The sequence below is a fragment of the Streptococcus porcinus genome (assembly GCF_900475415.1).
Lineage (GTDB): Bacteria > Bacillota > Bacilli > Lactobacillales > Streptococcaceae > Streptococcus > Streptococcus porcinus.
Genome location: NZ_LS483388.1, coordinates 691,912 through 713,890, shown reverse-complemented (window position 1 = coordinate 713,890; position 21,979 = coordinate 691,912). Strand labels below are relative to the sequence as shown.

Annotated in this window: 20 protein-coding genes and 1 pseudogene; 7 read left to right on the top strand and 14 right to left on the bottom strand. The window is 36.6% G+C overall.

Annotated features, from left to right (window positions below):
* Nucleotides 1–282 precede the first annotated feature (282 nt).
* Genes DQM45_RS10250 through DQM45_RS03525 form a run of 6 tightly spaced genes read left to right on the top strand, consistent with a single transcriptional unit; the run spans nucleotide 283 to nucleotide 4,584 of the window.
* The gene (locus DQM45_RS10250; protein ID WP_003084783.1) at nucleotides 283–417 is read left to right on the top strand and encodes a hypothetical protein; all 135 of its coding nucleotides are present in this window, start codon (nucleotides 283–285) and stop codon (nucleotides 415–417) included.
* On the top strand, nucleotides 392–715 hold the full coding sequence (locus DQM45_RS03540; RefSeq protein WP_003083422.1) for a hypothetical protein: 324 nt from the start codon (nucleotides 392–394) through the stop codon (nucleotides 713–715). Before DQM45_RS10250 ends, DQM45_RS03540 begins: the two co-directional genes overlap by 26 nt.
* Entirely contained in the window at nucleotides 708–1,829 is a 1,122-nt protein-coding gene (locus DQM45_RS03535; protein ID WP_003085480.1) for a DUF2800 domain-containing protein, read from the top strand. Before DQM45_RS03540 ends, DQM45_RS03535 begins: the two co-directional genes overlap by 8 nt.
* Nucleotides 1,830–1,833: 4 nt before the next feature.
* On the top strand, nucleotides 1,834–2,382 hold the full coding sequence (locus DQM45_RS03530) for a DUF2815 family protein (RefSeq protein ID WP_003083877.1): 549 nt from the start codon (nucleotides 1,834–1,836) through the stop codon (nucleotides 2,380–2,382).
* A gap of 24 nt (nucleotides 2,383–2,406) precedes the next feature.
* Complete coding sequence (locus tag DQM45_RS10110; protein WP_003083091.1) at nucleotides 2,407–2,574, top strand: hypothetical protein; 168 nt, start codon at nucleotides 2,407–2,409, stop codon at nucleotides 2,572–2,574.
* Between the two features lie 48 nt (nucleotides 2,575–2,622).
* On the top strand, nucleotides 2,623–4,584 hold the full coding sequence (locus DQM45_RS03525) for a DNA polymerase (RefSeq protein WP_003083581.1): 1,962 nt from the start codon (nucleotides 2,623–2,625) through the stop codon (nucleotides 4,582–4,584).
* A 38-nt stretch (nucleotides 4,585–4,622) separates the two neighbouring features.
* Here DQM45_RS03525 and DQM45_RS03520 read toward each other — a convergent pair whose 3' ends face one another.
* From DQM45_RS03520 to DQM45_RS03505, 4 genes and pseudogenes are all read right to left on the bottom strand, one after another.
* The gene (locus DQM45_RS03520) at nucleotides 4,623–5,192 is read right to left on the bottom strand and encodes a hypothetical protein (RefSeq protein ID WP_003086068.1); all 570 of its coding nucleotides are present in this window, start codon (nucleotides 5,190–5,192) and stop codon (nucleotides 4,623–4,625) included.
* A gap of 408 nt (nucleotides 5,193–5,600) precedes the next feature.
* Entirely contained in the window at nucleotides 5,601–7,469 is a 1,869-nt protein-coding gene (locus tag DQM45_RS03515) for an ImmA/IrrE family metallo-endopeptidase (protein WP_003084708.1), read from the bottom strand.
* Nucleotides 7,470–7,707: 238 nt separating this feature from the next.
* Nucleotides 7,708–7,896, bottom strand: a pseudogene (locus tag DQM45_RS10315) (hypothetical protein); the annotation flags it as partial.
* 432 nt (nucleotides 7,897–8,328) lie between these two features.
* The gene (locus tag DQM45_RS03505) at nucleotides 8,329–11,556 is read right to left on the bottom strand and encodes a collagen-flanked surface repeat-containing protein (protein ID WP_111724850.1); all 3,228 of its coding nucleotides are present in this window, start codon (nucleotides 11,554–11,556) and stop codon (nucleotides 8,329–8,331) included.
* Nucleotides 11,557–11,725: 169 nt separating this feature from the next.
* On the opposite strand from DQM45_RS03505, the gene DQM45_RS03500 reads away from it, so the two are divergent.
* A complete protein-coding gene (locus DQM45_RS03500; protein WP_017647093.1) occupies nucleotides 11,726–12,256 on the top strand; it encodes a TetR/AcrR family transcriptional regulator in 531 nt (176 codons plus the stop codon).
* Nucleotides 12,257–12,558: 302 nt separating this feature from the next.
* On the opposite strand, the gene DQM45_RS03495 is transcribed toward DQM45_RS03500, so the two are convergent.
* From DQM45_RS03495 to lacD, 10 genes are all read right to left on the bottom strand, one after another.
* On the bottom strand, nucleotides 12,559–13,077 hold the full coding sequence (locus DQM45_RS03495; RefSeq protein ID WP_003085719.1) for a ClbS/DfsB family four-helix bundle protein: 519 nt from the start codon (nucleotides 13,075–13,077) through the stop codon (nucleotides 12,559–12,561).
* 497 nt (nucleotides 13,078–13,574) lie between these two features.
* A complete protein-coding gene (locus DQM45_RS03490; RefSeq protein ID WP_003084142.1) occupies nucleotides 13,575–15,380 on the bottom strand; it encodes a recombinase family protein in 1,806 nt (601 codons plus the stop codon).
* A gap of 163 nt (nucleotides 15,381–15,543) precedes the next feature.
* Nucleotides 15,544–15,705, bottom strand: coding sequence for a hypothetical protein (locus tag DQM45_RS10105; RefSeq protein WP_153299043.1), 162 nt, complete (start codon nucleotides 15,703–15,705; stop codon nucleotides 15,544–15,546).
* A gap of 134 nt (nucleotides 15,706–15,839) precedes the next feature.
* Nucleotides 15,840–16,064 (bottom strand): helix-turn-helix domain-containing protein, encoded by a 225-nt coding sequence (locus DQM45_RS03485; RefSeq protein ID WP_000284847.1) that lies wholly within the window; start codon nucleotides 16,062–16,064, stop codon nucleotides 15,840–15,842.
* 188 nt (nucleotides 16,065–16,252) lie between these two features.
* Nucleotides 16,253–17,140: an aldose 1-epimerase family protein gene (locus tag DQM45_RS03480; RefSeq protein ID WP_000769130.1), complete on the bottom strand. Its 888-nt coding sequence runs from the start codon at nucleotides 17,138–17,140 to the stop codon at nucleotides 16,253–16,255.
* Nucleotides 17,141–17,162: 22 nt separating this feature from the next.
* Entirely contained in the window at nucleotides 17,163–17,441 is a 279-nt protein-coding gene (locus tag DQM45_RS03475; RefSeq protein ID WP_002938623.1) for a DUF3884 family protein, read from the bottom strand.
* Between the two features lie 24 nt (nucleotides 17,442–17,465).
* Entirely contained in the window at nucleotides 17,466–18,872 is a 1,407-nt protein-coding gene (gene lacG, locus DQM45_RS03470) for a 6-phospho-beta-galactosidase (protein ID WP_002938631.1), read from the bottom strand.
* Nucleotides 18,873–18,937: 65 nt separating this feature from the next.
* Nucleotides 18,938–20,653, bottom strand: coding sequence for a lactose-specific PTS transporter subunit EIIC (locus DQM45_RS03465; RefSeq protein WP_002938634.1), 1,716 nt, complete (start codon nucleotides 20,651–20,653; stop codon nucleotides 18,938–18,940).
* Entirely contained in the window at nucleotides 20,653–20,970 is a 318-nt protein-coding gene (locus tag DQM45_RS03460) for a PTS lactose/cellobiose transporter subunit IIA (RefSeq protein ID WP_003082802.1), read from the bottom strand. Before DQM45_RS03460 ends, DQM45_RS03465 begins: the two co-directional genes overlap by 1 nt.
* A gap of 27 nt (nucleotides 20,971–20,997) precedes the next feature.
* Entirely contained in the window at nucleotides 20,998–21,978 is a 981-nt protein-coding gene (gene lacD, locus DQM45_RS03455; protein WP_003084249.1) for a tagatose-bisphosphate aldolase, read from the bottom strand.
* Between the last annotated feature and the right edge of the window lies 1 nt (nucleotide 21,979).

The following is a 21,979-nucleotide window of genomic DNA, read 5'->3' as shown; positions in this document are numbered from 1 at the left end:
CCCTCCATATTTTTGCAGTAATTTAGAAATATATCTTCTTAACTTACTAAGTAAGAATCTGACAAAGTTTTCCGCTCTTTCAGAAAAAAATTATTCAAAAAAATAGAAGTTTCCTATTAAATTGCACAGGAAACTTTTTTGATATTCAAAAATTTTTTCAAATCTAACGGAAAAACATCACTTGGTTCTACTTAGTAATGTGTAAGAGATATGTCTAAAAAAATCTCTTGCAAAGTGGAAAATTTAATAAAAACCTTACTTAGTAAGATAGGAGGACTCAATATGGCAAACGAACCATACATCGAACCTGATGATGATGTAGCAGATACACTCATAGCCATCAGCGTTATCTCAAAGCTACTCGCTCGAAAAATTACGGAGGAAAGACAACATGAGCAAAATGAAAGAACTGAATAGACTGATTCATGATATGGAAGAAACCGCAAAGTACTACCTTCGATTGGTAGATGAATTCAAGAAACTCGTCTCTTCTGAGGAAGAAACGGCAACAAAACCTGATCAATCTAAACCAGAACCAAAAAAGGAAATTCAATTGGAGGATGTCCGCGCTGTACTTGCCACGAAAGCAAAAGATGGCTATAAGAACGAGGTTCGTGCTCTTCTAAATGCTTACGGTGCTTCTTCACTCTCAGCACTTGACCCAAAACACTTTGCGGCAGTACTTGAAGAAGCTGGAGGAATTGGTAATGACTAACCACGCCATTCTATCTGCTTCTGCATCACATCGTTGGTTGAATTGCCCACCATCTGCTCGTCTCACCGAAGATCTGCCAGACACAACATCTGATTTTGCTCTCGAAGGCACTGATGCTCACGAGTTGTGTGCTTATCTAGTCGAGAAAGCCTTGGGTAGGAATGCGCGTGATCCAACTGAAGATTTAACATTCTACAACGATGAGATGCAGGAATGTGCAGAAGAATATCGCAACTATGTCATGGAACAAGTTGAGAAAGCTAGAGGTTACTCCCGTGACCCTACAGTTCTTATAGAACAACGACTGGATTTTTCTAAGTGGGTACCTGAAGGCTTTGGAACTGGAGATTGCATCATCGTGGCAGACGGACTCCTTCAGGTTATTGACTATAAACACGGACTTGGGGTTCTAGTTGATGCAGACCGCAACCCTCAAATGATGTGTTATGCACTTGGAGCACTTGAGATGTTTGATGGACTTTATGATTTCGATAAAGTTACCATGACAATCTTTCAACCACGAAAACATAACATTTCTACCTTTGAGATGGAAAAGACTGAGCTGCTTGAATGGGCAGAAAACGAACTCGCTCCAAAAGCTGAACTTGCATTCAAAGGGGAAGGGGAAATGCAGTCTGGTAATCACTGCCAATTCTGTAAACTCAAGAATGTCTGTCGCAAACGTGCTGAGGATAATTTGGCACTAGCCAAGATGGAGTTTGCGGATCCAGCTTCCCTTGATAACGAGGACATTGCAGAGATTTTACCTAAAGTAAACCTGTTGATTTCATGGGCAAACGACATCAAAACTTATGCTTTAAATCAAGCAACAGATGGACATCCTATCCCAGGATACAAACTGGTTGAAGGTCGCTCTGTTCGTAAATTCTCAGATGAGTCAGCCGTTAGTCAAGCAGTGATTGAAGCAGGCTATGACCCTTATGAGAAGAAACTGCTCACTATCACTGCCATGACTAAGTTACTTGGCAAGAAAACTTTTAATGACCTGCTTGGTGGTCTTATCATAAAACCAAGTGGAAAACCAACACTCGTTCCTATTGACGATAGCCGTCAAGAGATGAACCTAGCAAAAAATGAATTTAAAGAGGAATAACTTTATGATAACTAAAGTAATAACAGGACCAAACACTCGCTTCAGCTACTTAAATGCCAACGAGCCAAAATCTATAAATGGTAGCACTCCCAAGTACAGTGCCTCACTCATCATTCCAAAAGAGGATACTGCCACCATTAACAAGATCAAAGCAGCCATTGAGCAAGCATATAAAGAAGGTGAGTCAAAACTCAAAGGCAATGGCAAATCAGTACCTGCATTATCTACTCTGAAAACTCCACTTCGTGATGGTGACCTTGAACGCCCTGATGATGAAGCTTACAAAAATGCTTACTTTGTAAATGCCAACTCGCCACACAAACCTGGTGTGGTTGACGGAAATCGTCAAGAAATCATTGATACTTCAGAATTGTACTCTGGTATCTACGGTCGTGCTTCCATTACCTTTTATGCTTTCAATTCAAATGGTAACAAAGGTATTGCTTGCGGTTTGAATAACTTGCAAAAATTGCGTGATGGCGAGCCCCTCGGTGGTCGCACTCGTGCTGAAGATGATTTTGCGACAGAAGACGATGATGACTTTTTGAACTAGAACTAGAAATGGAGAATTAGATTGATGATGTATACTATTTTAACTTGTACTATTATGGGCCTCTGGGTGCTTATCGGACTATACTTCGGGTATATGACCATTAGAGATGACATTCGAAATGAAATAGAACGAAAGGCAAAGCAAAATAAAGAAAAACTTAGCCAAACACCACTCAGTCGAAAAAACAAATAGAACTTTAGGTGGCAGTACTTCTGTCACCTTTTTCAGAAAGGACAAACTATGCCGATAAAAGAACTCAGCATTGACATCGAAACATATTGTGAAATTGACTTACGAAAATCTGGTGTCTATCGCTATGCGGAAGATGAAAGCTTTGAACTCCTTTTGTTTGCGGTATCTGTCGATAATGGACCAGTGACTGTTTACGACTTAGACTTAACTAAGGAGAAATTACCACAAGATATCCTTGAGACCTTGGTAGACAATAGTGTCATCAAATGGGCTTTCAATGCTTCATTTGAGCGAATTTGTCTATCCAATTGGCTCAAGAAATATCATCCTGATTTATTATTAGATGGATTTTTATCTCCAGTTTCATGGAGATGTAGCATGATTTGGTCCGCCTATTTAGGACTCCCCCTCTCCCTTGAAGGAGTTGGAACAGTTCTCAAACTCAAAGACCAAAAGATGAGAGAGGGTGCTGACCTTATTCGCTACTTCTGCTTGCCTTGTAAGCCAACCAAAGTCAATGGGGGACGAATTCGTAACTTTCCTCATCACGCATCTAACAAGTGGTCTACATTTATCGACTACAACAGACGTGATGTTGAGGTCGAATTGGCCATCAAGGAACGGGTGAAAAACTTCCCAGTACCTAGCTTTGTTTGGAATGAGTACCACCAGGATCAGATTATCAACGACCACGGTATTGGCATAGATGTTGATTTTGTAAAAGCTGCTTTAAAAATAGACGGAGAGAGCAAAGCCAAAATTCAAGCAGAGTTAAAAGCATTAACGGGTCTTGAAAATCCCAACTCTGTTCTGCAGATGATTAGTTGGTTGCGAGAACATGGAGTAGCAACAGATTCTCTAGACAAAAATGCTGTGAAAGAACTTCTCAAAACGGTTGATGAAACAACTGCTCAAGTTCTCAAACTTCGTCAGCAAGCTGCCAAATCAAGTGTCTCCAAATACCAGGCTATGATGAACTGTGTTTGTAAAGACGGTCGAGCAAGAGGAATGTTTCAATTTTTCGGGGCTAACCGTACAGGTCGTTGGGCTGGTCGCTTGGTACAACTTCAGAATTTACCACAGAACCATCTTCCTGACCTAAAGGAAGCTAGAGATCTTTTCAGAACAGGTGACTTAGAATCTACTGAGCTACTCTACGACACACAAGATACCTTATCTCAACTTATCCGAACAGCCTTTGTCCCTAGTAAAGGAAAGAAATTCATCGTTTGCGACTTTTCAGCTATCGAAGCTCGTGTACTCTCCCACCTGGCAGGAGAGAGATGGCGCAGTAAAGTATTTGAACAAGGGAAAGACATCTACTGTATGTCCGCTTCTCAGATGTTTGGAGTACCAGTTGAAAAACATGGACAAAATTCTGAACTCAGGCAAAAAGGAAAAATTGCAGAGCTTGCTTGTGGCTATGGTGGTTCAGTCGGTGCATTGAAAGCCATGGGAGCACTTGATATGGGACTATCAAAGGAAGAACTCCAACCACTAGTGAACTCATGGCGACTAGCTAATCCGAATATCGTTCTCTATTGGTGGGATGTCGATAATGCTGTAAAGACTGCTGTAAAGGAACTAATTCCAACATCTACTCACGGTATTCAATTTGAAGTGAAAAGTGGCATTTTATTCATCACCCTACCATCTGGTCGCAAGCTAGCGTATATCAAACCAAGAATTGGCGATAACCAGTTCGGCGGAGAGTCCGTCACTTACGAAGGATCTGGAACTGCCAAACGTTGGGAGAGACTAGAAAGTTATGGTCCAAAATTTGTGGAGAACATTGTCCAAGCTATCAGTAGAGACATACTTGCATTCTCTATGAAGCAACTAAAAGACTTCAGAATTGTAGGACATGTGCATGATGAAATCATCATTGAGTGTGACCAGAGCCAAAATCTTGAGCAAATCGCAACTTTGATGGGAAAAGCACCATACTGGATGCCTGATATTAACCTCAGAGCTGATGGATACGAGTGTTTCTTCTATCAAAAAGACTGACAAAAAATCGCCACCTCAATTGAGATGGCTATTTGGTTTTATTTGTTGAGTTCTTTGTAAAGTTTCAGCCCTTCTTTCTGGGCATTATTGACTTTCTTATAGCCTGCAGATTTCTTAACACCTAGGTACTCGAAGATTTCTTTATTCTCATAACCTTCAAAAAGCATATCTAAAATTTCTGGTGCTTGGAAATTGGTTGCTGCGAGTTTAGCTTTCAAGAAGTCCAGTTGATCCATTACTAGATATAGTTCAATACCTTCATCAGCAATTGCTAAATCTTGCTTTTCAGTGAAAGCTTCCCATGATGAGATTTCTGGAGCATTCTTCTTAGGTTTACGAAAATCCTTAAGATAATCATTGACTGAACTATTATACCACTTAACCATTTGTTCATACTCCTCATCTGCAACAGGGACAAAAGCTGTTAGAATTGGAATACCCATGATACGGCATTGTCGAAATGTCCCACGGATTAGACCTGATTCACTAGATGACATATAGTAGTTTTGCACAAACATCGGTGCTAGTACTTCACCCTCTAATAGTTCTACACCAGTTGATGAAGATTGAGTTTGACAGTAGTTGAAAAAGTTGACATTGATTGGCATGTTTTGACTCCGTTTCTTTGGCAAGCAAAGAAAAAGAGTATGACAAACCAATATTCAGTTGTGTATTTGACCACATCAGCAATTCCTCTGCTTAATCATGGTCAACTGGCTTTATAAGTTGAGCTGTTTTCCCTAAAAATACAGTTAAAGCCAATAATGTAGGAGCTTTCCCCATTACAAAGTATTTTTAAGGAGACGATAACTTGTAGGATTAATCTTTACTCTCTCAGTATATAGTTTTTCTTCTATCAAAAATAGGTAGTCCAAACTTCCGCCTTAAAACGCCCTTGGCAACAGATTTCTGGAATTTTTATGTAGTAAAATCATGCTAATTCAATCTCAAAACCGGAAGCTGAGTTTCCGGTTTTTTGAAAAAAATAAAAAAACTACCACAAATTTTGTGATAGTTTATAAGGTTTTCATTTTTGCAGCCTGTAAAATTGAGTTTATCTCAGAAAGAGGTTTATAATAACTTGTTGATAGCAACATTTTATATACTTGGTGTGGTGGAGAAATTGTAAGTTGATGACCTGCTTTCTTTATCATATCGTCACTAAGTTCAGGTCTTAATTTTAAAGCAAAACAAAATGACAATGTTAACTCAAGCCTTGGTAAATTATCTTCTAGTGTTTCATAATCTCTCAACGTTCGTTCTGTAATTCCGACTAGCTTAGCCAAAAATGGTTGTGTGCAATTTTTTCGCTTTCTATGACTACGTAATGTCCCAGAAAATTCAAAAGGTAGTTCTTTCAATAATTCAGAGATTTTTTTCCCGAGTTTCATCATATCCAGTGGAGGGAGCTGAGCCATCAAGCTTGGATTCTGGAGAATATCTACAAAGTCAGCCTTAATCTCACTTTCCTTTATTACGCCTCTATTCAGTACATAATCATAGTATGTCTCATTAGAAATCGAGGTGAAATTTTTAGACTTTACTTTAAAGATTAGACAACATTCATCCATGTGCTCGTAAGCATAGTCAGTCATAATTGGCCCATCTTTTGTCATATAAATAAATTTCTTATCCTTTAAACAAAGATGGTTATCAACGTAAATAAACATATTTCTATCAATAATCTGTCTAAAACTCTCGTTAAAACAATACTCAAAACACAAGTCATTTGAAGTAATAGTATAACTACTTCCTTTATCAAATGCTTCAAGTTCAAAAGCAAAGTTATGCATATATCTATCATCAAGATAATTATATACACCATTTGCTTCCTTAAATCCTAAATCAATCATTCTAATTTTAGCAGCCTGTCTAGATACCTCAAAGAAAGTAGCTAAGTTGTCTACCACTTCTTGCACTAATTCAGAACGACTTATATCAGGATTAACCAATGTCAAAGTTTGAAATAGCTCCCTAATCTTTATTCTAGTTTGGACTTTGGGCATAAGAATTCGGGGAGCAATTCCATTAGCTTGCCACTCCATCCAGTCAAGCGACGTCCACATACTAGAATCAGCTAAATTTTCTTCTGTCCAGCTACTAACTTGTGAGTGGTCTTTATCAAGTACCATCTTGACTTCGTGAAATACTTTATGGAGTTCCCAGTGAACACATTCATGGATGACCGTATTGTTATACGAACCTACATTCCGTTTGAAAACAACATCCTTATCTACAAGGATACTCCCTTTGTTAAAATGCTTAGAAACTAACTGCTCATCCTCTATGACCTCAACATCAGTATCTTTAAAAACCATTTTCCCGAAAACTGAATTATCTATAGTTAGTTTCTCTTGATGGATAGACAGTCCCATTTCAGAAACTATTGTCTCAACTGGAACAGGGGTTGGTTGAGTCAGGGCTTGAGGATAGTACTTCCTTAAGAATTTTTCAGCAATATCATCAAAGTCCTTCTTCCTTATATATGGAACCCAGTCTTTACTCAATTTTAAGTTTCGGGACTTTTTGTACTGATCTGATTTAAATTCTGTATTGTAAATTCGAAAGTTTTTGATACCAGCATCAAGTTCGACTTCAGCATATACAGACACAAACTTAGTTTTAGTATCAACCTCCATCTCACCTTTGATATACTGCCGAACAATTACATCAGCAATCACAATGATTTCAAGATTTAATTCGCAATTATTAATAATTTCATAGTTTATCTTATATAACTCAAAATTATCAAACTCAATAAAACCATTCGGTTCTGGCACCATGTATGTAGACAAATCAGTATTATCTTTATTATTAAAAATAAATCCTTTAACAGTTTTGACTATTTGCTCATAGTAGGTATCAAAAATATATTTATCGAACATGACTGAACCTCACTTGAATGTAGTAAGAGTATTATACCATTTTTTGTAAACGCTTTTAATGATTGTTTGATCATTAGAGCAAGCTCTATTTATGTTATTACTTATAATATGATGGAGAAATAGAGGAAAGAATATATATCTTGTTATCGAGTATTTACTTATCCAAAAGACTGTCAAAGCCAATTCAGACTTTGGAGATTTTAGTATACCTTGCTTTTACTTAATATGTAATTATTCTCTATTTGCCAAGATACCGTAAAATAGCCACAACTGCAGCTTCAGTACCAGTTGTTAAGGTCGGTTGAATAGCTGGTGCAAACTTAGAATTATGGTTAGAATAAATCTCTTGTTTTTTCTTGAAACCTCAGAATCCCCAATAAAGATACGGGATGCCCGATGCTCTAGGAATATATGAAAAATCTTCCGATTCGTAGAACTTGGTAATCATACGACAGCAAGGTTTTATAAATAAATTGGCTGGTATTTTTCTCTTGCATTAATAATTCGAGATAGCTATGAAAATACTTACAAGTTTCTTCGTGCCACTCTTTAATTATTATCAAGGACTCAAGAACACTTTAAACCTCTATTCATTATCTTTAAAATTAACTTTCTAAGTACCATTATACGTGACATTGATTCAACGTCTATTGAATATTTTAACAATATTTACACTTTATTATTTAGCATACAAAATCAAAAACCTATCGGAATTAATAATCTCGATAGGCTTTTTCAAGAATTAATCTCGAAAAATTGAAACACTTTAATTAATTTTGTTGGAGAGAGAGGTATAACTTAATTAAAGTATTCACACCAATAAATGGTGAAAAGTTTAGTGACATTTTAGGTCAAAAGATTAATCCTCTTTTTTCTTAGAGTTCATCATATATGCCCCAGTTAGTAACCCCAATGCACCAAGTAATATAAGTGGATTATTTGACTCTCCAGTGGAAGGTAATTCTTGGTTTTCCAATCTCTCACCTGAAGTATAATTCACTTTTAGAGGTATTAAAGTAGATTCACCTGGTACTTCTGGTTTACCTGGTACTTCTGGCTTACCTGGTACTTCTGGTTTGCCTGGTACTTCTGGCTTACCTGGCACTTCTGGTTTGCCTGGTACTTCTGGCTTACCTGGTACTTCTGGTTTACCTGGTACTTCTGGCTTACCTGGCACTTCTGGTTTGCCTGGTACTTCTGGCTTACCTGGCACTTCTGGTTTGCCTGGTACTTCTGGTTTACCTGGTACTTCTGGTTTACAAGCACAATCACCATCTTTACCATCTTTACCATCTTTACCATCTTTGATGAAGACATCTTCGGTGCTTCCGTCTGGTTTTTGGATAGTGATAGTATGACCTGGTTGACCGTCTTTGTCTTTACCTGGTGTCACAGTAACTTTTGGACTTACGCCATCTTTACCGTTTAAGATGTTACTACGAGAGACTTCCTTACCGTCGCCATCTTTCACAATGATAGTAGTTCCAATAGTTTTACCTGAAGCATCCTTAATTGGAGTTTGCTCAACGGTTGGTGTTTTACCATCTTTACCATCTTTACCATCTTTACCATCTTTACCATCTTTACCATCTTTACCATCTTTGATGAAGACATCTTCGGTGCTTCCGTCTGGTTTTTGGATAGTGATAGTATGACCTGGTTGACCGTCTTTGTCTTTACCTGGTGTCACAGTAACTTTTGGACTTACGCCATCTTTACCGTTTAAGATGTTACTACGAGAGACTTCCTTACCGTCGCCATCTTTCACAATGATAGTAGTTCCAATAGTTTTACCTGAAGCATCCTTAATTGGAGTTTGCTCAACGGTTGGTGTTTTACCATCTTTACCATCTTTACCATCTTTACCATCTTTACCATCTTTGATGAAGACATCTTCGGTGCTTCCGTCTGGTTTTTGGATAGTGATAGTATGACCTGGTTGACCGTCTTTGTCTTTACCTGGTGTCACAGTAACTTTTGGACTTACACCATCTTTACCATCTTTGATGAGTTCTGATTGTATGATATCATCAACGCCAGGCGTATATTTTCCATCATCATCTTTGTCGATATAGAAAGTAAGTACTGTAATTCCTTGTTCTTCTAATCTGAGACTATCAACTTTCGGGGTTTTTCCGTCTAATCCATCACGTCCATTTTTGATATTAATGGTTGTATCTTCCTTACCTGGAATAGTAATTGTGACATCAGTGCTATTACCATCTGCTCCTGGTTTAGTTGTAATTGTTGGAGATAGTCCATCTTCACCGGCTGGACCGGCTGGACCTTGTTCACCACGTTCTCCGGCTGGACCGGCTGGACCTTGTTCGCCACGTTCTCCGGCTGGACCGGCTGGACCTTGTTCACCGGTTAAGCCGTCTGGAATAAATACTGTTTTGATTACCTTTCCATCAATTTTATCTCTGAAAGTAATCTCAGTTCCCATTACTTGAGGACCTTGCCCATTATCTACTGTTCCTTGTTTACGTTGAGTTGTAACATCAATAGTCGCTGACGGATTAGTTGAGTTATTTTGAGATTTAATATTAATTTGAATCTTTTTATTCTGTGGCTGTTTCTTTACACTAGGTGTTCCATATCTATAGCCTCTATCTTGTTCAACATTATCAGAACCAACATAGACTACTCTTTGAACTGGAATTTCCATTAGACCATTCATTCCAGTTTGGATTTCCCGATAAAAACCAACTGGTTGCCCCTCAATTTCAACAAACTCATATTCTGTCTGATATGGTATTGGAAATGCCAGTGGCTGTAATTCTTGAACTTTTTCACGGAATGAAGGGTTTGCATCTATTGCTACATTAGGATTTTTTCCAAAATAGTTATCCGTTGAAAAAAAGTCTCTAGTGGTATTAGTTGAATGATCTTCGCTAAACATAGCAATTGTCCCATCAATACTAAGGTCATCATCCCAGTTATTTACTGGTACAGAAAATACGATCCTTAATGGTTCAGTCTTAGCAATTGCATTTGTATAAGGTATTGGTGATGTAGGAATATACCCTAATAAAGAGCTGGCCCGACCTCCCTCTTTCAATACTACTGGAATGCTATTTTTCCCTAGTTGGTAACTACCACTAATTGTAGGAGTAGGACTAAACCCTCTACCAAATTGAATTGCAAAGTCAGCTGCATGAGCTCCACTATTAGTAGAAATTCCATCCAGCTTATAGACTATCTCAAAGTCCATTTTATTAGCATCCCTATTTGGAGTAGCTACTACATCATAGTGTGCTCCACTAAAATACGTTGCTTTTCCATCACCGTGAGCTTTGTATTGACCATTTGATTCTGGTTCAACTACTGCTAAAACTAGAGGAGTTGGTAAATCAGCCTTTCCTAACTTATTTCGGATGTAAAAATTCTTTTCATCTTCACTAAAATTTACTAGTAATCTTTTTTCTTCTTCAGTTAAAACACTATTAGTCTGATTCAGAGTTTGCTCAGTAACTTTATTCAATAGAACTGTCTTCTCTGATTCTGAAAGACCTAATTTTTCCAAACCAGCAAAAGTCAGATTTTCAATGTCTAAATCCTTAACATTTGATAGATGACTGTTTGAGGCTCTTTGAGTCTCTGTTTCGTCATCTTTTACGACTTCTACCTGCTCGCTAGATGATATTGCAATTTCTGAATCCTTATTTTCTGCTGTCAATTCAGATGTGGAAGAAGATGCAACTTGCAACGTTTTATTTGCTTCTTTGTCTTGTGTCTCTGGTACCGCTACATCTTCAGCATTCATACCTACAGCATGCTCCGCTGATCCTGTAGGATTAGAATGAGATGCATCCGTTGATAACACTGCTGAAGTTGACGTATCTGTCACAAGACTTGTTACATCTGAAGTAGGCTGTGTAACAGTAACTTCCGGTTTTACACCAGCTGTTTGTGGTACCTCCGTACTCATAATACTTGACTCATCCGCCAAAACAGAATGACTACTCATTCCTAGAAATGTCAATCCAACCAGTACCGATGCTGCACCAAATTTGAATTTCTTAATCGAAAAACGCTGTTTCGTATGTGCGACATCATAATTTCTTTGCTTATACTTCCTAAGCATAACTTCTCTCCTTTTCAAAAGTAAAAATAAGGTAACTAGTAAAAATTACTAGTTATAATTTACTTTTTGAAAGATTTTGGGAGTTTACATTATCTTGATAAATGTGAACTATTATTTGAATTTGTATTGTATAATCACATTCGATAAGATTTATGAAGGTGATAATACGTTGGAGAGTTCAGATAACACTAATTTAAAATTTTTAAAAGCTTTCTCTGAATTATTAGAAACGAAAAGCTTTGAACAAATTACAGTTAGCGATTTAGCAAAAAAAGCTCAACTTAGTAGAAGAGCTTTCTATAATCATTTCAATTCAAAAGAAGACTTCCTTAGGGAGTCTATTTTAATAATCTTTGATGATATCACAAAAATTTTAAATAATGATTTATTATATGAAGAAGTAATCCTAAAGGAAATGCTTAGCTACATATATACAAACAAAGAAATTATTAAGTCCTTTGTTTGTTTTTTTCCAAATATTGACAACATAATTAAAGACTATATCAAAGGAATGATTATACATTCCGATATACCAGACTTAGAGAAACAACTCGAAACAGCATATCAAATTCCATATTCTTTCGCTCTTGATATTTATATCTCAACAATTGAAAGTATCATTTTAAATTGGATAGATAATAATTTTACTGAAAGTCCTGAAAAAATAGCAAAATATATTACATCTGTCGTGAGAATTTAACATTTATAAAAGTTAGAAAAATAAAACTAATACTTCATTTCCTCATCTAATACTTTATAAGGGAGCGTAAAATACACTGTGGAGTTAGCCCAATCCATTATTGATACTTACCAGCCTGAAAGTGTAGAAGATATGCAAAATGCTTTAAAGCATATAGTGTTTATTTGTAAACAGTAGAAAATTAATTTCCTACTTACACACTCCACTTGACAATCCCCTTTATAAAGAAAAAGACGATAGTTTTTCTCCTATCGCCTTTTGTGACCATTTTTATGAAATTTTTTAAAGTTAAAAAATATAATTCATAACACTATTTTTTTCCATTTTCTGATTTTAGTTCTAAAAGTTCCAAAAGGTGCAACTGTATTTACATGAATAAACTTATATACTTCCCAAGTGGCGGTTTTAGTCGCTTCATCAGCCCATTTTCTCATATGTGGTTTAAATAATTCTTCTTCACTCAACGAATCAATCATTGCATATATAGAATTAATATTTTCATTTAATTTTGCTTTCAACTCTTGCAGAGATAAATGAGCGTAGGTATCCGTGAACCACTGATATAATTCACCAAGCTGATTCCATTTAAAGTCATCCGATGGTGTTTTTGCTTGAAGCCCCTTTCTTTCATCTTCTTCCCATTTAAGAACCAAACTTGTCCATCCAACCTGATATGAAAGGTTTTCTGCTGGAGTTCTATCAACTTCATCAATTCTTTTATCTTTTAGATTCTCTGGAATATTATCAAATTCTGAAATATATTTCTCAAATGTTTTCTCTATTTCAACTTTTAGTTCTTCTTTATTGTAGTATGTTCGCAAAAAATCATCTCCATTCTGATTTATCAGTACTCTAAATTAAACAGGTCTTATTTTCTCCTTTACCTCTTCAAAAAAATATTATATTTCTATATCTTTTACAAATAAAGCTTTTAAAAGACAGTGACTATTCTCAGCAATATTCTGATTGTAAATAAGATTATATTTATTAACATCCACGAACTCTCTTCTTTTCTATTATTATACTATCTTTCTCTAAATTTTAAAATAAGGATATTATTTTACTGATTTAAAAATACTAAATTTAAAATATATAGTATCAATATATAGAACTCAAACTTCAACGACCATCTAGGTAATAATTTAGGGGGGATGTTTATTTCCACAAACTCTTCTTCTATGGAAACAAGTCCATACCCCTAGGGTTTATGGAAATAAATTCTCTCTCAATAACGCTATCACATTAAGATACTCAGCTTAAACTCTCACTCTGATACTTCCCCTACATACGACAAAAGCCTTGAAATCAAGGATTTTTACTATTGCGATTTAACAAAGGGTTCTAGGCTTTCACGAGCAGAGAAACACACTCCACGTGTGTAGTCTGTTCCTTGAGAATACAATTTTTTATCCTCGTCACTGTTTTGAGGACACAATTTATCTGTTTCTAGTTTAGCATTTTTACGTTTACTTTTAAATTTTTTTCCATCCTTGTTTTGAGTTTCACCTGTTTTGAATATTATGGTTAACATTGCAGGATCAATTTCTCCGTCGCTATTAACTCCACCTACAATAATTTTCTCAACAATACTTTCAAAAACTGCACGATCAAACTCCGTAAGCATTTTCTGTGAAGATAGCAAGTGCTTAAACTCAGTTAGTCTTTTCTTTACATCGATTTCTGATTTTAAGGTTGTTTCAATATTTACCTTCTCTTCTGCTAGAAACACTTTTTCTGAGGAAATTTCATTGTACTTTTCATTGTATATGGTATCGCTAATTTTCCCTTCGAGCCTTAGATTTACAAGATTTTCCTCTTTTTTTAGTAATGTTCGAAGTTTGTTTGTAATCCTTTTTAATTCCTTGTTAAGGCTATTGTCATTCAATTCAGATTCAATCGTTTCAAGTAAGTCTGTCATTAAGTTTTCATTTGAATGATAAAGTTGTCTGTAAGCTTCCATGAAAGCCCCCTCAATAGCGAGCTCTTCTAATCCTTTACTATGCTTACAAAATTTCTTTCCTTTCTTTATCGATGTAACACAATGCCACACAACCTTGCGATAATCTGAACGGCAGTGCCAACTCCTTCTAGATAATATTGAACCACAAAAACCACATTCTAACATGCTACTAAAAGCATACATTTTTGAATAGCGTTCACGCTTGCCATTTACATTTGCAGCAGTCTTCTTATTTCCTGCTCGACGCAGTCTAATCTCCTGAGCTTTTTCAAAATCTTCTTTAGATATTATAGGTTCATGATTATCTTTAATATAGTACTTATCTTCTTCTCCAAAATTACTCAACCTTCTCTTGCTTATTGGGTCAACTGTAAAAGTTTTTCCCATTAGAATATCACCTTTATATTTTTCATTCTTTATTATTCCTAGAACTGTTGTATCATTCCAATGTTCTAATCCTCTTGGCGATTTGTAACCAAGTTCATCAAGTTCCCTAGCTATTACTTTTCCTCCAATACCTTCTAGATATCTTTCAAAAATATAACGAACAATTTTGGCTTCTTTTTTATTAATTGAAAGCTGCTTGGTTTCTACATCATAATCATACCCTAGGCACCCTTGAAAGCCAACCAATTCACCACGTTGCATCTTCATTTTTAATCCTTTTTTCACATGTGCAGATGTATTTTCTACTTCTTGCTGTGCAACGGAGCTTAGAATAGTCAAAAGCAATTCTCCATCCATTGTTAGGGTATCTATGTTTTCTTCCTCAAAATATACTCCAATTTGCATATCTTTTAACATTCTGACATATTTTAAAGTATCTAGGGTATTCCTGGCAAATCTAGCAATTGCTTTTGTGACAATGTAATCTATTTCTCCATTTACACAATCATTTATTAATCGTTGAAAATCTTGTCTCTTTCCTACTTGTGTTCCTGAAATCCCTTCATCTGCATAGATACCTGCCAGTTCCCAATCCGACCGCTGAGAGATATAATCTTTATAATGTCTCACCTGAGATTCATAGCTGTTCTTCTGATCTTCACTATCAGAACTAACTCGGCAATAAGCAGCAACCCTTTTTGAGTCTCTTTCGAAATTATCGCCTCTTCGACGAACTAACGAATCAGCTTTTATTATTTCAACATTATTGTTTTTCATACTGAAATTCCTCCTTTTGATTCTATATTACCGCGTTCAAATCAAAAGGTCAGCTATTTTGTGTACTTAATACGCAGTCTGTTTCTGATTTTTTCATATTCATTTTTAGATAACAATTCTTTAGAGTATAAAAAATTAAGCATTGATAACTGCAGACTATATTTTACAACTGTTTGTTCCAAAATTTTTCCTCCTGATAACGTGATACTCTATCATTTCCTCCGTGGGTATGATTGGTTAAATCGTGCATGGGCATCTCACCCGCTGTCCTTTTACGATGGCAGCCTGAACGTTCAGAAGTATCATTGTCCTTATTTGTGGTCATGGCAGATAGAGAACCACTCTATTTTATAGCTAATAATTTTCGCTCCTATCACGGCGTATCTCACTAAATTGCTCGACAAATAAGAAAGTCCCACCTCGGTTTATTCAATTGTCAATGAACAAATCAAGGAGAGACTATTTTATTTTTTGTTTAATTCTTTGAGGACAGTCTGATAGTCCAAGAATATAATCCGTACTAACGTTATATAGTGCAGAGAGTTTTATAAGTATTTCAGCTGTAAGAACTACCTCACCTCTCTCAATCTTTGCATAATTTGTGGAAGAGAACGATAGTTTTTCAGCTACAAATTTCTGAGTGAAGTCATTGTCTTCTCTCAAGTCCCTTATACGTTGGTACATTTAGCTTTCTCCTATGAAAAGTATAGAATACTTTTAGAAGAAAACTTGGAAATTGTCATAATATGACAGCTGATATATTACCTCAATATTACTGAAGTTTATTGATAAATTTTAAATCAATAAATCATAATTTCATGATATAAGTAAAAATATTAAAGTTAATATTATTAAGCTAATTGCCAAATTCATTAACAAATTTCAATTGTAAATGCTTTGCGAGATACTTCGCCTTTTTCAACATAAGTGACATGAGTTTTATCGATAAAGTTGTCCGTTTCTGTCAAAGAGGTAGATAAGCCACTCCACGGTTCCAGAGCAATAAATGGTCCTTTATTGGTTGTTGTCCAAACAACTAAGAAAGGAAAATCTTCAAATGATACCTTTAATCCTTTTTGATGATTTTTGGTTTTCAAAGCAACCTTTCGAGATTTAAGGTTATCAAACGTCAACGCATCATGTTGAAACAGTTCATAATTCAAGTCTAAAATTCTTGTTTTAGATAGCATTGGTTGACGTTTTGAAAAATCAAGAAGTCCCGTCTCTGGGAAACTTTCTGGAATCGTGCAATCTTCTTCCAATTCGAATTCTAGGTAATAGTCATCAAAAGCTTCATCCTCTAATAATGGACAATTAAATCCTGGATGGCCTCCAATAAAGAATGGCATCGCATCTAACTCACCTAAATATCGAATTGCATATTCTGTTTCCAACCTCTTACCATCCAAGCGGTATGTTAGTTGGAGTTCAAATGGAAATGGGTATTGCTTTAACATCTCGTCGTCAGATAAAATACGAAACTGTATCTCATTTTCGGTATGTTTTACTAAATCAAAAGTGCGTTTTCTGACAATCCCATGGCGAGGCATGGATCCAGAAATTGTTTTTTCACCAACCTGAAAAGTGGCCCCATCATTTCTTAGACTACCACAGATAGGAAAGAGAACTGGTGCCTGACCACCCCAGTACTCTGGATTACCTTGCCAAAGATATTCCACACCATCTCGATCTCTAATCGAACTGATGGTCGCCCCCTCTGGTTTAAATTCAACCGTTAATTCATCATTTTTTAATTTCATTAGTTGATTCCCCAATTATACTCTATGATTGCTGAAAAGGCATATAGTCCATTTCATATCTAACATTCCCTTTTAACGAACCTTCTAAGAGATTGTTAAACAATGTTTTGAAGTCATCCCATTCTAAATCTGAATGACAAATCCATTCTCCTCCAGTAGAGACATACCATTTCCCTAGAGATTTTAAAACATTCTGATCGATGTATGGAATATATGGACATTTTTCAAAATTAACAATATAAACTTTTTCATAGGCAGAAGTTAAAACACCGCCTGTCACTCTTTTTAATGTTTTAAACATAGGTACACACTTTCATAGTAAGGATTAATCAATGACTTGAGTTTCAGCAACTTTCTTGTACCAATGCGCTGATTTTTTAGGATAACGTTCTTGTGTCTCAAAATCAACATAGAAGAGACCGTAACGTTTCTCATATCCATTTGACCATGAGAAAACATCCATCAGAGACCAGATAAAGTATCCTTTAACGTTAGCACCATCTGAAATCGCATCAGAAATCACTTCCAAATGTTTTTTCACGTAGTCAATACGACCATCATCATAAACTGTTCCGTCTACAAATTCATCCTTATAACCAAGACCATTTTCAGTAATGTAAATCTTTTTATAATTAGGATAGTCTGCTTTTACCCGCATAATTTGATCATATAGACCTTGAGGATAAATAATCCAATCCCAATCTGTTTTCGGAACATTTACTGGTGCTTCTCTTCTACCAACACCTTTAATTTGGTATTTGGAACTTCCTTTTTCACCTTTACCGTTATGAATGATTTCAGTCTCACCATCAAAAGCTTGCATCCAATCACTCATGTAGTAGTTAATTCCAAGGAAATCATTCAAATCTTTAGCCGCTTCGAGAATAGAAAAGTCTTCTTCACGAAGGTCTAGTTCACCTCCGTTTGCTGCTAAAATGTGCTGAACGCCTTCCATTGTCTTCTCAGAATAACGGCCAAGGTAAGTCGCATCCAAAATAAATTTGTTATGAATAATATCTTCTAATTCTGCAGCTCGCACGTCATCTGGATTAGCTGGATCATAAGGGTATTTGGTTGGTAAAGCATGAACGACACCGATTTCCCCTTTGTAACCTTTATCTTTATAAAGCTTAACTGCACGTGCATGGGAAACCATCATATTATGATGAGATTGAAAAACTTTTGCCAAATCATATTGGATACCTGGAGGGAACTTACCAACTAAGTATTGCCCGTCACCGATAGGTCCAATCTCATTGAAGGTAGTCCAGTAGTTCACTTCCGGAAACTCTTCGAAACAGAAGGCAGCATAGGCAACAAAATGGTCAATATTGTCACGATTTAAAAAATCACCGTTTGAATGCAAGGCTTCTGGTGTATCAAAATGATGCAAGGTAACGAATGGTTCTACACCACGCTTATGACATTCTGCAAATAAATTATGATAGTACTCAACTCCTTTGCGATTGACCTCACCATATCCAGTAGGGAATACACGAGACCAAGCAATCGAAATACGGATTCCATTGACACCGTATTCTTCAGCCAGCTTTAAGTCGACAGGATAACGATTATAAAAATCACTTGCAGGTTCTGCTGTATACCAATAATTGTCTTCTAAATACTTATCCCATGCGACCGGGCCTTTTCCATCTGTTTTAGTAGCACCTTCAGCTTGATATGCTGCTGTTGCACCACCGAAAATAAAATCTTTAGGTAATGTTTTTGACATTTGTTTTTCCTCTTCATCTAAAAAGGGAAGTTGAGTTCCCCCAACCTTCCCTAATGTTGTCTATTTTAATTTTCCATTTGTTGTTTAACAAAGTCCAAAGCGCCTTGTCCATCACGAGTCAATTTGATGTATTGTGCACCTTCTGTCTTAGCTAATTTGATACCAAGTTTATCTGTTTCTACTTTCAAGTCTTCATAGTTTGACGCTACTTGAGGAGCAAGGATAACGAGCTGATATTGCGGCAAGATTTCACGGTGACCACCATAGCTTCCTGCTGCTGCAGTAACTGGAGCACCATATTCTTTAGCTGCTTTTGTCAAAGCATTTGCAAGAAGACCACTTGTTCCTCCACCTGCACAGAGAACCAAAACATTTGTTTGTTCAGTAATTTCTTTTGATTCAACAGTTGATTCAACAGTTTCAGTTGCTCCTGCTTTTTCAAGAATGGCATCAGCTTTTGCTGTATTGAAGTTTGCGGCTACTTTTTCTTTCAACTCATCTGAAGATTTACCAGTTCGTTCTTCTTCAAGAATTTGTTGGTCATAAACCTTCAAGAATGGGTAGTAAATGGCAACATCAACAACTATCAAAACAGCAGCTAAGATGAATGATAGAACCTGGAAGTTAGTACCTAGTACAAGTCCTAGGGGAGCTGGTGTTGTCCAAGGTAAGTTTGCAGTAAAACTGTTCATTCCTAGACTATCAATAAAGAATTTGAAAATCCAAACGTTAACAATTGGGGTTAAGATAAATGGAATGAAGAAAATTGGGTTCAATACCAGTGGAGCACCGAACAAAATTGGTTCGTTAACTCCAAAGAAAGTAGGAACAACGGACGCACGTCCAATCGCTTTATTACGTTTTGATTTCGTCAACCACATAAACATGAACGGAACAACCAATGTTGCACCAGTACCACCCATCGTAACGATGAACATTTGAGTACCTGATGTCAAAATCTTATCAGCATGTTCCCCTGCTTGAAGCAATTGTAAGTTAGCTTCAGCATTGGCATAGGTTATGGCTGCAATAGCAGGCTCAACAATTGAAGGCCCGTGAATACCAACAAACCAGAAGAAAGCAAAGGCACCAAAGATAATGGTAATACCAACATAACCATCTGCTGCTTGGAACAATGGAGCTAATAATTTACCAATTGATTCCGCAACATTTACACCTAGTGCATTATGTACAAGAAGTTCAATAGCATAAAGCAATACGACTGAGACAGTAAATGGGATTAAGTCTTTAAATACTTGTGAAATATTCGGTGGAACTTCATCAGGCATGCGAATAGTGACATTGTTTTTCACACAAACCTTGTAAACATTAACCGTAATAAAGGCTGCAATGAAGGCTGTAAGCAAACCTTTAGTACCCATAAATCCAGTTAAGAAACCACCATCTTTTGCTGGATTAGCAGCCATCAACAGGAAGCCAACAATTGCTGCAAGCATTGTAGAAATGAAGTTAATTTGATTTGTGCTAGGCAATGAGCGGTTCATTGAATCGGTTAATGCTTTTGCAGTTGTACCAGCAACAAACAATCCAAGAATTCCCATTGAGTAATTGTATGGAGTCATCAAAAGTGTTTCAATATCAGCGCTCCATTTGAATCCCCAAGCATTAGGAACATAAGCAATTAAGATGAAAATACTTGAGAAAAGAATGACCGGCATGCCAGCGATAAAGCCATCACGAATAGCACGGAGGTAAATATTCCGAGAAATCTTCTCAAAGAAAGGTTTCCCTTTCTCAATTTGAGCAATCAACCCTTTCATTATTTTGCTCCTCTCTTATACAACTCAATCATATGTTTCATTAGGTCTTGAAGTAAGATTGTAGTCATCAAGTGATCTTGACCATGCATTAAGGTAACACTAAAGGCAAGATCCTCACCAGCTGCTTCTTTTTGTAGAAGACTTGTCTGAGCATTGTGTGCATCATTTAAGCACTCACCACCAGCTGCAATCAATTCTTCAGCTTTGGCATAGTCACCTTCTTGGGCAGCCTTCAATGCTTCTAAAAATTTAGAACGTGCATCTCCAGCATAAGCAACAATTTCAAATCCTAAAAGAGTGATTTCTTCTCTATTCATGATTATTTCCTCCGAAAATTTTTATGATTATACTTTTTCAGTCCATGGACTAGCAGTTTTTTCCAAAACCTTGTTCAATTCATCAATATTTTGGAATCCAGTTGTACGTAACCATTCACGAGCTGCTTCCTCACCTTGTTCAATAAAGACTTGAACTGAGCCAGCCCATGTTGCACGTCCACAAAGAACACCATTGAATTTGGCACCTGATTCTGCCGCAAATACTAAGGTATCTTGGAATAATTTAGCAGAAACACCCGCACTTAAATAGATATAAGGTAGGTGTGTTGAAGCTTCCTGGTCACGGAAGTGTTGTGCTGCTTCTTCCTTAGTGTAGACGACTTCACCATCACCAAAACCTTCAACGAAATTCATATTGACTGGAACTTCAACCTTAAGAACATCAATACCGAAACGCTCATCTGAGAAGACTTTCATCGCTTCATTCACTTTACGAGGTTTTACTTTGGCGAACTCAACACCTGTGTTGTCTGCAATACCTTCGTCATAAGACAGAATTTCAAGGAAGAACGGAATATCTTCCGCCTTACATTCAGAACCAATACGTTCAATGTATGCTTGTTTTTGACGGTTTACTTGCTCATCACCATCTACATCATAGTATAGCAAAAATTTCAGTGTATCGGCACCCTGTTCTTTAAGGCGTTTGACTGACCAATCATCCAAACAATCTGGTAAGCGGCTTGTTGTACTTGCATCGTATCCTGTTTTTTCGTAGGCAAGTAATAGCCCTGCTTCGTCCGCTCGAGCTTTAGATGCTGGCAAACCGTATTCTGGATCAAGAAGAATAGAAGACGCATATTTTGTCAATTCTTCTGAAACAATTGTTTTCAATGTTTCAATTTGTTCAACTGTTGGCTCTTCTGTTTGATGTTTCGCCATCATTTTTTTGAGTGCCCCACGTTGATCAAAAGCCAAAGCTGAGATAACACCATTTTTATCGCTGACTTTTTCCATCAATGAACGTTTTTGTGCTGTTAATACCATT